Genomic DNA, 11,809 nt, shown 5'->3' with positions numbered 1-11,809 from the left:
TATCACTGAACCTATTTTACAAGTAAATAATTTATGCATTGAACAAGGTGGGCAGCGGCTGTGGGATGGCTTTAGCTTATCACTGACTAGCGGTGAACGTCTTGGGATATCTGCGCCCAGTGGTTTTGGGAAAACCACGTTGGGCCGAGTATTAGCTCAGTGGCAACATGCACCCCAAGGAACCATTTTGTTTGAAGGGCAACCGTTACCTCAACAAGGTTATTGCCCAATTCAATTAGTCCCCCAACATCCCGAAAAAAGCTTTAACCCCTATCGCAAGGTGGGGGCGAGTTTATTTGATGCTTGGCAGCCAGAAACCCATTGGTTAGAGCGCTTTTCGATTAAACCTGCTTGGCTTGAAAGGCTTCCCAGTGAGTTATCGGGTGGTGAACTTGCTCGTATTGCGTTACTGCGAGCCCTTGACCCGCGAACGAAAATTTTAATTGCCGATGAAATCACCGCACAGTTAGACGCCAATTTGCAAAAAGAAATTTGGCAGTTGTTAGTGAAATTATCCGAAGAGCGACCACTCGCAATGGTTATTTTTAGCCATAACAAAGCGTTATTAGAGAAAGTGTGTAGCCGGGTTATCTCACTAGTCAAATAATAGGCCGATATTATGGCTTAACGATAACAGAATTATTCAGTAATTTGGGCAAGCTTATCAATTTCGTTTAATAACTGATTTACATTGGGCCGATAGCCTATCCCATCGTTAACACCTTCTGTATAGGTCGATTTTCTTATCAGTTCGCGCATTCCCCACGCTGACAGAATAATTTGATGCTGTTTAGCATAGCTTTGAATTAATGCGAGTGCACCTGAACATAGTGGTGTTGCACTCGATGTTCCTGAATAACGGTCGGTATAATTGCGTTCATTGCCGGGGTGTTTTTGTAGTTTTCCATAGCCTGTGGTGGTCACACTCCAATCTCCCCATGAATTAATCAGTGAGCTTGTTTGATTATAATTTGAAAAAAGCGCACGTTTCCCTGTATGGTGGTAGCAAGCGCCTACTAACATGCTGCCATTGTCACCGAAATCATCCATAACCTCGGGTTTGCTTAAATCCAAGCCACCATTCCCTGCTGCTAGAAGAACGGTTGCACCTTTATCGACCATAATTTTAATTCTTTCCCACCAATTACGGATGGATGTGATAGGAAGCAATTTATTCTCAATGCGAAATTGGAGGTCGAAACTAACAATGTCACCCGGCTGAGTATCATCCGTAAGTTGATCCAAGTCGTCGGTATCATAGAAATAAAATTGGCAACCATGTGCAATGCCAGTGACACCAAATTCATTTTTAGTCGCAATTATGCAACCTGTTGAAGCGGTACCATGGTTACAATCTTGCGTTTCAGGCCGACTACTTACCACAGCAAGGTTTGCATCTTTAAAGTCTTCGTGGTTTTGGTATACACCAAAATCCATATGGCGAACAACCGCTAGCGAGCCATCAATATTTTTTGCCCATGCCTCTCTCACATTCATGCCCATTGGTGCATCTAAATATTTTTGTAACTCGGTGAAATCGGGGGTTATCTCATCACTGCTAATCTTTTCTTCAATAGTTTGGCTATTTATAGGGAGTTTGGGGGGCTGGTAGCCTGTTGTGTTGGGGCAGATGCAGCAGTAGCTGACACAATCTAATTTTTCAAGCCGTTGCGATAGTTCAAGCAAGTCGTCATAATTATTTTCTCCATAAAGGTTAAAATATTCACATTGCGTAACGGAAGAGCGAATATTTAATTTAATCAAAATTAATTTTGAATTAACTAATTCATTTGATAAAGCATCCATAATAAAATGCGAACTTTTTATTTCAGATTTAATTTCTAAAAAATATTTATCAATCCCATCTATTTTATGGTTGATGGTTTTCGATTTTACTTCTGCTTTAATTTTTTTATTGATTTCCTGATGGGGAAGACGATAGCTAACAGGGCTATCAATTAAGTGTAAAATATTTTTATTACTATCAACAAATGAGATAGTTACATGGTAGTTTCCCGACTTACCTACCTTGAAAAGATAATGGTCATTATTAGTTGATATGGTTTCTATATTTTCATTATCTAAAAATAAGCTAATGGTGACTGTTTTTTTGTTTCTATTATCAAAATTAACGACAATACCATTTGAATCCTTATCGATAAATTTAAAGGTTTTTATATTCATATATTCTCTTTTTATATAACATATGTTGATATGTTTTTAATTATTTAAGCATTAGGTTGGGGACGTTATTTAAAAGTGAAAATGAATTTACGACAAGATTGATAATTTAATAGAATTTAATGGAAACTATAATTTTAATATAAATAATAAATTAATTTATTTTGGTTTTGACAAATGTCATAGGGATATCTAAACCCATCCTCTATTTTAAACCCCTTAAATGAAAATGATAACCATTACTGTTATTGGGGTGAATATATGTCTTATCGTTTAAAACGGCACCAATTGGCGCATTGTATTGCACTCACTTTAGGTATAGGAACTTTGGCGACACCAATTGGGTTCGCTGCACCAGCAATGACATCGGACAAACTGATCGTCACGTCTTCAACAAGTCAAAGCCGTTTGTCACCGAGTGAACAGCAAGAAAAAGGCAAGCTTGAAAAAGTGGCTGGCGGAACAAATTTAGTTGTTATCGAAAAAGAGACTCGCCTTGCGACCTTACAAGATGCTCTTGATTATCAGCCTGGGCTTGTGATTCAAAATTTCTTTGGTGGTATTGATCAGCCGCGTTTGAATATTCGTGGGTCTGGAGTACAAAGCGCACCGCTTGCTCGTGGTGTATTGCTGCTCCAAGATGGCTTACCCGCGACGGATGCTGACGGCAGTTTTCACATCAGCACCTTAGAAATGCGTGATGCGCGGATGGTGAGTGTACGCCGCGGCGCAAATAGCCTTAACCCACAAAGTAATAGTTTGGGAGGTGAATTGGATGTGCTCTCTTACACGGGTCGAAACGAGCAAGGCCGCCTACGTTATGAGTACGGCTCCCATGGTCGCGAAGGGTTACAAACGGCATTTGGTGGCGTTTCTGACGATGGGGTATTTGATGGTCGTGTAAATTTCACTTATGACCATTTTGATGGCTATCGCAAACACTCTGCTTCTCAACGTAAAACGTTACGCAGCAACTTTGGTTATGTGACTAATAACTTTGAAAACCGAACTTGGTTGAGTTGGACAGATTTGCGCTTTGACGTTGCGGGGCCTGTTTCTGAAGAGGTACTCAATAATAACCCTACAGATGTGTACCCGATGGTGTGGCTACGTGACCCACACCGTAATGTTGAGCAATTCCGAGTGGCTAACCGCTCAGACTGGCAAGTGGATAACCAAGCGATTGGCGCTGGAGTTTGGCACATTCGTACTCATGATAATTTTACTACTCCCGCTTACTACCGTTTTAGCCGCAGCCACAGTGAAGGGCTACAATTCACCTATAATATTGAAACTGAACCCGTGACATACCGTACGGCACTTGCATGGGACCAAATGACCTTGCAGACTGAATTAATGCAAAACCGTAAAGGGACACCGGCAGACAAAACAAAAATAGGCAAATATGATGGCCGAGCTGAAAACCTCTATGGCAGTGTGGGGGTAGACTTACATATTACACCAACAGTGACAGTTAACTTAGATGTCAAAGGTACGCATGCACGCCGTGACGTAGAAAAACGGCAAAGTCATTTGTCGTTAGACCAAAGTTGGACATTTTGGACACCAAAAGCGGGGGTTATTTGGCGCCCAACGGAAAGCCAGCGCTACTTTGCTAATATCAGTGCGAGTGAAGAACCTGCAACATTTTGGGAAATTATTAACTCTAGCAATGGAAAACTGACGAAACTCTCACCACAAAAAGCCATTACTTATGAAATTGGTGGAGAAGGGGATGTCACTGATGGGTTGAAATGGAACCTTGCGCTGTACCGCAGTCAAATTAAAGATGAGTATATTACCACTTATGACAGTGCAGGGACGGTTGTTGGCGTGTTTAATTATGCCGCGAAAACCCGCCATCAAGGCTTAGAAGCTGGGCTGACAGGACGTGTTGGCGCAGGGCCGGGGGATATCAATTACCGAGTTTCATGGACTTATAATGATTTCCGTTTTATGGGGGGAGAGTATAACGGCAACTATATCGCAGGTATTCCTCGCAATATTGTCGCTGCCGAGGTGTTATATGAAATTGGGGATTGGAGCTTCGGGCCAAATATTCATTGGGCGCCAACGGATATGGCTGTTGATCACCAAAACAATCTCGATATTCAAAAACGTAAACATTACGCCGTATTAGGGCTTAAAGGTAGCTATAAACCAACAGAGCAGTGGTCTGTGTATTTATCGATGGATAATTTAACGGATGAACGTTATGCGACAACATCAGTTGCTAATCAGACCGTCACAGCAAAAGATAGCACCTTGTTCCCCGGTATGGGCTTTAATGTGAATGGTGGTGTAACCTATAACTTCTAATAATGAATAAACGCATTAATATTCGTTAATGCGTTATTCTTAAAATGGGCGCTGTGCAGAAATAGATAATTTCGTTAAGTAGTTTTCATTATGGATATGCACAGTGTCTTTCTCGATATCAATAAACCCTTTTTGCCGCCACCCAGAAACTAACCGACTGAGTGTTTCGTAACGTATGCCTAATTTAGCCGCGAGCTGGCCCCGAGATAAAGGCAAAACAATATTTGAAGTCAGTTGCTTATGCTTTAAATCGAGAATATAGGCCGCTAGCCGTTGTTCAGCAGAACTCGAAGTTAGCCAGTCGATATGGTTAATGTTCTCATATAGTTTGCTACTAAAACGCCTTAGCAGTTTCTCCATAATTTGCGGGCAGGCATGGCATAGTCGTAAAATATCGCGTTTATCAAGTAGCAAAGCTTCACCGTCGGTTTTTGCCCGTAAACTCATGGGATAACGGTTGTGAGGCATAAAAACGGCTGCGATGGCAACAATTTCCCCCGTACAAAACAAACCAAAAATTTTTTCTTCACCCAAATAGGTGTGGCGATACACTTCCATTTGCCCGCTGATCATCAAGGGGCAATGCTTAAATGGTTCCCCTTCATGGTTCAGAATTTCACCACTTTTAAAGCGAATATGGCCACAATTTTCCAGCAGTAATGCCAGTTTCTCATCTTCTACCCCATTAAACAGTAAGCACGATTTAAGGGCATTGAGTGATTGTGCATGGGGGAAAACGTTTTTGACAAATGTCATAGGTCATCCTCTTACGCCGTCTTAGAATGGCTTAAGTATAAATGATAATCATACACATTATCAATTGAGATGTTAGCAGAGAGCTGAATAACCCTATGATAAATAATGCTTTTAGACTCGCCGCCGTTTTTCTAACTTTCGGTGGAATAGCCAATGTATATGCATCACAAGCCGTTGATTTCACAGATATGTCAGGTGATAAAATTCATTTATCAGCCCCTGCAAAACGTATTGTCGTGATCCCAATCCCTGCCGCTTCGATGTTAGTTGGCATGGATGAAAGCAGTGAAAAATTAGTCGGAATGCATCCTTTTGCAAAGGTTGCTGCGCGAGATGGCATGCTAAGCCAAATGTTTTCTTCTGTTTTACAGGTGAATTCAAATGTGGTGGGTAACAATTTTACGCCAAACATTGAAGCATTACTTAATGTGGAGCCCGATTTAGTGTGGCAATGGGGGCATAGAGGAGATGACATTATTTCTCCTATGCGTGATGCAGGGCTTACCGTTGCTACGTTAGATTATGGGCAAGAACGCTATACGCAAGAGTGGGTTCGCCTAATGGGGCAAACACTTGGCCACAATGATAAAGCGCAAAGGATGATCCAGTGGCGGCAACAAGTTGTCGATGCATTATCGGCAACCACCGCTAAAATCCCAGAAGCGCAGCAGCCCCGAGTCCTGTATCTATCCCATTTTAACCAAAGTATTCAAACATTTGGCTCAACATCACACAATAATGCAGATTTTGCACTGGCGGGTGGGGTGAGCTTAAACCGCGACCTCACTGGGCCAAGAACCCTTAATATTGAGCAAATTCTGGTTTGGGACCCTGACATTATTCTATTAGGTAATTTCGAAGAAGGGTTATCGCCAGCTGATGTTTACCGCAACCCTATGCTAAGTGAAGTCACCGCCGTGAAAAACCAGCGTGTGTATAAGCTCCCTATTGGTGGTTTTATCTGGGATGCACCAAACCAAGAAACACCACTGTATTGGCAATGGTTATCGATGATTTTTCACCCGGAAACGATGAAAATGCCATTGCGTGAGGAAATTCGCCTGAGATATCAGCAACTTTATGGCTATGACGTGTCAGATGAGCAAATTGACGGAATTTTGCAAATAGAGATGAACAAAAGTAGCCAACACTACCTTTCTTTGATGGGGAAACCGCATGCGTAAGCCCCAATATCTTTGGTTCATTTTTGCTATTGGCCTATTGTTGACTTTTGTTTTGGCCCTAAGCTGTGGGCGTTACCCAGTTTCGTTTTCCGCGGTTTGGCATATTCTCTATGACACTATTTTTGGTAATGAAATGATGGGGAACTATAGCCGAACGGAACAAAATGTGGTGCTGAATGTGCGCTTACCGCGTGTTCTGATAGCAGGAACGGCAGGGGCTGGGCTGGCGGTTGCGGGGGCGGCTTTGCAAGGTATTTTCCGCAACCCATTAGTTGGGCCGCAAATTATTGGTGTTTCATCAGGGGCTGCATTGGGTGGCGCGCTAGCTATTTTATTATTTTCTTCTTTGTTGATCACCATTTCATTGGCTTTCATCGGTGGGTTGCTAGCTATCGTGCTGGTTTTTTTACTTGGTTTGAATCGCCAAGGCAGCCAGCTATTAATGTTGATTCTTGCTGGAGTCATTATTAATGCTTTTTTTGCTGCATTAATTTCGTTAATTACCTATTTTGCAGACCCAAACAACACGTTACAAACCATTGTTTTTTGGCTTATGGGCAGCTTTGCCAGTGCGTCTTACCTCAAACTCAATATTGTTTTTCCTGTGGTATTAGTCTGTGTCTTGGTCATTTTTGCGCTGCGTTTTCGTATCAATGTGCTGTCTCTTGGGGAAGAAAATGCACAAGCCTTAGGGATGAAAATTAATAGAACCCGCTGGGCTGTGTTACTCAGCGTAACCTTGATCACCAGTGCGACAGTGGCGGTATCCGGCACCATCGGTTGGGTAGGGCTGATTGTTCCACATATTGCACGGCTAATGGTAGGGCATGATCACCGGATATTACTGCCTGCCAGTGCGGTCATTGGTGGGATTTATATGGTAGCTGTCGACACCTTTGCACGCAGTATGACGAATGCAGAAATTCCATTAAGTGTGATCACCGCACTGATCGGCGCCCCTATTTTTGCACTACTGATCCACACATTGAATAAAAAGGTGGCCGATTTATGATCCAAGTTGAACACCTTAATTTCAAAATAGCCCAACGCCAATTATTTACGAATGTTAGTTTTCGGCAACCAAAGGGCAGTATTGGTGCGATTTTAGGGCCAAATGGCCGCGGAAAAACAACTTTATTAAAACTACTACTCGGCTTACAAAAAGGATCAACAGGCAATATTTCCCTAAATGCACCCGTCGCTTATGTTCCACAGCTTAGTGGTTCACTGTTTCATTACTCTGTTCGCACTATGGTGAGTCTCGGGCGTATTCGTCATTTACCTTGGTATGCCTCACCCAATGAAAAAGATAACCAAATTGTAGAGCAGTGTTTAGCGTACTTAGGCATAAGCAAATTTGCTGACCAACCCTTTAACTGCCTCAGTGGCGGGGAAAAACAAATGGTCATGATTGCGAGGGCATTAGCCAGCGAACCAGAAATTCTGATTCTTGATGAACCGACATCCGCATTGGACCTTGCCAACCAAGACAGTGTGCTCAGCGTTTTACGTGATTTAGCCATACATCGCGGAATGACTATCTTATTCACGAGTCATTATCCACAACATGCGCTGCATATCGCTGATTATTCACTGTTGTTATTTAACGGCAGCGGTTGTTTATTTGGTGAAACTGAACAAATTTTAACGGAAGAAAACCTGACACAACTGTACCAATTACCCGTCGCAATTACGCCAATGGATTATCAAGGCCGGCAGACCCAAGGGGTCATTCCGCTATTTAGATAACTGAATGAAAACGATTGAATTAAGGAATATTAAACGATGAGCAATAACACAATAACACCTTCAGAAGCGCTGACTATCAATCAGTTAATTAATTATACTGAACAAGGTATTGCAAGCCGCATATTAGCGAAAAATGGCGGGGGAAATATCACCTTATTTGCTTTTGATAAAGGCCAAGCGCTGTCTGAACACAGCGCCCCTTTTGATGCGATTGTGATGGTTGTTGAAGGGAGCTTACAACTTACCATCGAAGGAAAGCCTGTAATGGCTAAACCGAGGGAAGTTGTCAGAATGCCTGCTAATATTCCTCATGCGGTAGATGCGCTTGAGCCCGCAAAAATGCTGTTAGTTATGTTACGTGAGCCTGAAACGGCTTGTACACATTAACTTGGAGGTGAAAATGGACCAATCATTTACCGCCCACGAAGCAGGGCACAAATTTCTAGCACGCTTGGGGAAAAAACGTTTACGCCCAGGGGGAAAAGAAGCAACCGAATGGTTACTTAGCCAATCAGGGTTACACAAGAACAGCCAAGTTCTTGAAGTCGCGTGTAATATGGGAACCACTGCCATTGAAATTGCCTCCCAATTCCATTGTCATATTACGGGTATTGATATGGACAAGCAGGCGCTCGTACAAGCACAAAAGAATGTTGCGAATAAAGGGTTAACAGATTTAGTGACAATCCAAATGGCGGATGCATCAAAACTACCGTTTGAGGACAACAGTTTTGATGTGGTTATTAATGAAGCCATGCTAACCATGTACGGCGATAAAGCGAAAGCGAAGCTATTGCAGGAGTATTATCGAGTACTAAAACCGGGTGGCTGTTTATTAACCCATGATATTGCATTTAAGGATGCCCAAGCTGTTCAAAGTGTGGTTTCCCAAATGCAGCAAGCGATTAATGTTAAAGCACGGCCATTACCTGAAGCGCAATGGGTAGAATTATTTCAACAAGCGGGCTTCCAACAAGTGGTATCTCACACTGGGCCAATGACGTTGCTATCACCAAAAGGGTTGATTTACGATGAAGGCATTTTGGGTGCCCTAAAGATTATCCGTAATGCATTGAAGAAAGAAAATCGCCCCCAATTTTTGCGTATGTTCCGTCATTTTCGGCAAAATCGTGGAAAATTGAATTATATCGCAGTCGTTAGCGTGAAGTAATTAATAGGAATATCTTGCGCAAGGATGCGTGACTAGTACTGAATAACCTTTCATTACCTATTGTTAATAATAATAATTCTTATATTTATCTTGATTATTAGTTACTGTTGATAATAATTATTTGATAAAATAATAAACAGTAATTTAGTTATGCATTGTGATTTATTTTTTAGATTCAATAACAGCAATTCTAATAATGTAAAGGTTTAATTTAATGAAAATAAAGCATTTTTTTATTATCTCTCCTTGCTTTCTCCCTTTTATTTCCCCCTCCGTATTTGGTGCCGATAAAAAAGAAGAGTCCATAACCGTATCTGCTACACGTGGTTATAAAACCGTTTCAGAAATGGCACAAACCACATGGGTGATTGATAATGCTGAAATTGAGCAGCAAGCTGAAGGTGGAAAAGAATTAAAAGATATTTTAGCGCAGCTTATTCCAGGAATGAGTGTCAGTGGCCAAGGGCGGACAAACTATGGCATGAATATGCGTGGCCGTTCAATGATTGTGATGGTGGATGGAGTACGCCTTAACTCTTCTCGTAGTGATAGCCGCCAATTAGATTCTATCGATCCTTTTAATATTAATCATATCGAAGTTATTTCAGGCGCAACGGCGATGTACGGTGGTGGTAGCAGTGGTGGCTTGATTAATATTGTGACGAAAAAAGGCCAAGAAGAAAAACAAGTTTCCCTGCAATTAGGTGGAAAAACAGGCTTTAACAGTGGTAAAGATCACGATGAAAATATTGCTGCAGCAGTAAGTGGTGGTAATGAGAACGCTCACGGACGTGTTTCTGTTGCTTATCAACGCTATGGCGGTTGGTATGATGGCAAAGGTAATGCGATTAATATTGATAATACCCAAACAGGGCTGCAATTTTCTGATCGTTTGGATGTGATGGCGTCAGGTACTATCAAAATCGATGAAAAACAACAGGTTCAAGCTGTTTATCAGCATTATAAAAGTGAGTCTGATGGTAAACACGGCCTCTATTTAGGAAAAGATTTTTCCGCAGTTAAAGGACAAGGTGAAGCTTATAACAGCAGTAAATTAAGTTCTGACCGTTTGCCGGGAACTGAGCGTAATTTGCTCAATTTACAATATTCAAATGCAGATGTATTTGGGCAGGATTTTGTTGCACAAGTTTATTATCGTGATGAATCACAAAAGTTTTATCCTTTCCCAACCCTTACAGGCAAAGATGTTACAAGTATCAGCTCATCGGATCAAAAAACCAATTTTTATGGAACTAAGCTGACGTTCAATAGCCAACCTATCGATGAATTAACGTTAACTTATGGTGTGGATGCAGAGCATGAGCAATTTCGTGCGAACCAAATGTTTTTTGATTTAGATAAAGCGAAAGAATCCGGGGGAATGGACTTAACTAAAGCTTTCCAAATTGGCCGCTATCCAAGCTATACCACGACGAATATGGCGACATTTTTACAAAGTAGTTATGACATTACGCCAATGTTCACGTTAAGCGGTGGTGTACGTTATCAGTACACAGAAAATAAAGTCGATGATTTTATTGGTTATGCACAGCAAGAAGCGATTGCTAACGGCAAAGGTAAATCAGCCGATGCAGTACCGGGTGGGAAAACGGATTACAACAACTTACTGTTTAACGCAGGGCTGCTGGTTAACTTAACCGAAGAGCAACAAACATGGTTTAATTTCTCTCAAGGCTTTGAAATTCCTGATATTGCTAAGTATTACGGAACAGGTGATTATGCGAAGACCCCAGATGCCAATGGCCACTATCATCTCAATAAAAGTGTTAACATTAATGATACCAAGGTAAAAGGAATTAAGGTTAACTCTTTCGAGTTAGGATGGCGTTACACAGGGGAAAACTTACGCACACAAGTTGCTACCTATTATTCTTTGTCTGATAGAAGCTATGGCATTAATAAAGATGACATGACCATCTATATGAAAACCGATAAACGCCGTATCTATGGGGTAGAAGGTGCGGTGGATTACTTCTTTGCTGACTCAGATTGGAGTGTTGGAAGTAACTTCAATCTACAAAAATCAGAAACTAAAGTGGATGGTAGTTGGGAAAAATGGAGCGTTGATTTCGCGAGCCCATCAAAAGTGAATGCCTATATTGGTTGGGAGCCGAATGACTGGGCGCTACGCTTACAAAGCCAGCAAACGTTCAATTTAACGGATGCGGCTGGTAAGAAACTCGATGGTTATAATACCGTTGATTTATTAGGAAGTTATATGCTACCAGTGGGTAAAGTTAGCTTTGCTGTCGAAAACCTGCTGGATAAAAATTACTCCACAATTTGGGGACAGCGGGCACAAAGCTTATATAGCCCTAAATATGGCGCTGCAAACCTGTACGATTATAAAGGCCGTGGCCGAACTTTTGCCCTTAATTACAGTGTGACTTTCTAATTTGATATTTTAACTAATGATAAGCCACTGTAC

10 protein-coding genes are annotated in these 11,809 nt (G+C 41.6%); 8 read left to right on the top strand and 2 right to left on the bottom strand.

Features of this window, described 5'->3' with window-relative positions; translation table 11 throughout:
* Positions 1 to 13: 13 nt before the first annotated feature.
* On the top strand, positions 14 to 607 hold the full coding sequence (locus PR834_RS06630; RefSeq protein ID WP_262411025.1) for an ATP-binding cassette domain-containing protein: 594 nt from the start codon (positions 14 to 16) through the stop codon (positions 605 to 607).
* Between the two features lie 32 nt (positions 608 to 639).
* Here the strand turns inward: PR834_RS06630 and PR834_RS06625 are convergent, their stop codons facing one another.
* Entirely contained in the window at positions 640 to 2,184 is a 1,545-nt protein-coding gene (locus tag PR834_RS06625; protein ID WP_262960746.1) for a S8 family serine peptidase, read from the bottom strand.
* A gap of 258 nt (positions 2,185 to 2,442) precedes the next feature.
* On the opposite strand from PR834_RS06625, the gene PR834_RS06620 reads away from it, so the two are divergent.
* A complete protein-coding gene (locus tag PR834_RS06620) occupies positions 2,443 to 4,500 on the top strand; it encodes a TonB-dependent receptor family protein (RefSeq protein WP_196725179.1) in 2,058 nt (685 codons plus the stop codon).
* 39 nt (positions 4,501 to 4,539) lie between these two features.
* Here the strand turns inward: PR834_RS06620 and PR834_RS06615 are convergent, their stop codons facing one another.
* On the bottom strand, positions 4,540 to 5,256 hold the full coding sequence (locus PR834_RS06615; protein ID WP_004257865.1) for a Crp/Fnr family transcriptional regulator: 717 nt from the start codon (positions 5,254 to 5,256) through the stop codon (positions 4,540 to 4,542).
* Between the two features lie 95 nt (positions 5,257 to 5,351).
* Here PR834_RS06615 and PR834_RS06610 point away from each other — a divergent pair, with 95 nt between their 5' ends.
* The 6 genes from PR834_RS06610 to PR834_RS06585 all read left to right on the top strand — a co-directional run bounded on the left by PR834_RS06610 (position 5,352) and on the right by PR834_RS06585 (position 11,776).
* Complete coding sequence (locus PR834_RS06610) at positions 5,352 to 6,440, top strand: ABC transporter substrate-binding protein (protein ID WP_196725180.1); 1,089 nt, start codon at positions 5,352 to 5,354, stop codon at positions 6,438 to 6,440.
* Positions 6,433 to 7,452: a FecCD family ABC transporter permease gene (locus PR834_RS06605; RefSeq protein WP_165879924.1), complete on the top strand. Its 1,020-nt coding sequence runs from the start codon at positions 6,433 to 6,435 to the stop codon at positions 7,450 to 7,452. The genes PR834_RS06610 and PR834_RS06605 overlap by 8 nt, the downstream gene beginning before the upstream one ends.
* Positions 7,449 to 8,189 carry an ABC transporter ATP-binding protein gene (locus tag PR834_RS06600; protein ID WP_004257851.1) on the top strand — a complete coding sequence of 247 codons (741 nt, stop codon included), beginning with the start codon at positions 7,449 to 7,451 and terminating at the stop codon, positions 8,187 to 8,189. Before PR834_RS06605 ends, PR834_RS06600 begins: the two co-directional genes overlap by 4 nt.
* A gap of 36 nt (positions 8,190 to 8,225) precedes the next feature.
* Positions 8,226 to 8,576 carry a cupin domain-containing protein gene (locus PR834_RS06595; protein WP_272536536.1) on the top strand — a complete coding sequence of 117 codons (351 nt, stop codon included), beginning with the start codon at positions 8,226 to 8,228 and terminating at the stop codon, positions 8,574 to 8,576.
* Between the two features lie 13 nt (positions 8,577 to 8,589).
* Positions 8,590 to 9,360, top strand: coding sequence for a class I SAM-dependent methyltransferase (locus PR834_RS06590; protein ID WP_196725181.1), 771 nt, complete (start codon positions 8,590 to 8,592; stop codon positions 9,358 to 9,360).
* A gap of 214 nt (positions 9,361 to 9,574) precedes the next feature.
* Entirely contained in the window at positions 9,575 to 11,776 is a 2,202-nt protein-coding gene (locus PR834_RS06585; RefSeq protein WP_164565464.1) for a TonB-dependent siderophore receptor, read from the top strand.
* Positions 11,777 to 11,809 lie beyond the last annotated feature (33 nt).

Source organism: Providencia sp. PROV182, from assembly GCF_028480325.1.
GTDB classification, from domain to species: Bacteria; Pseudomonadota; Gammaproteobacteria; order Enterobacterales; family Enterobacteriaceae; genus Providencia; species Providencia hangzhouensis.
The sequence above is the reverse complement of the archived record's forward strand: the minus strand, read 5'-3'. Positions and strand labels throughout refer to the sequence as shown.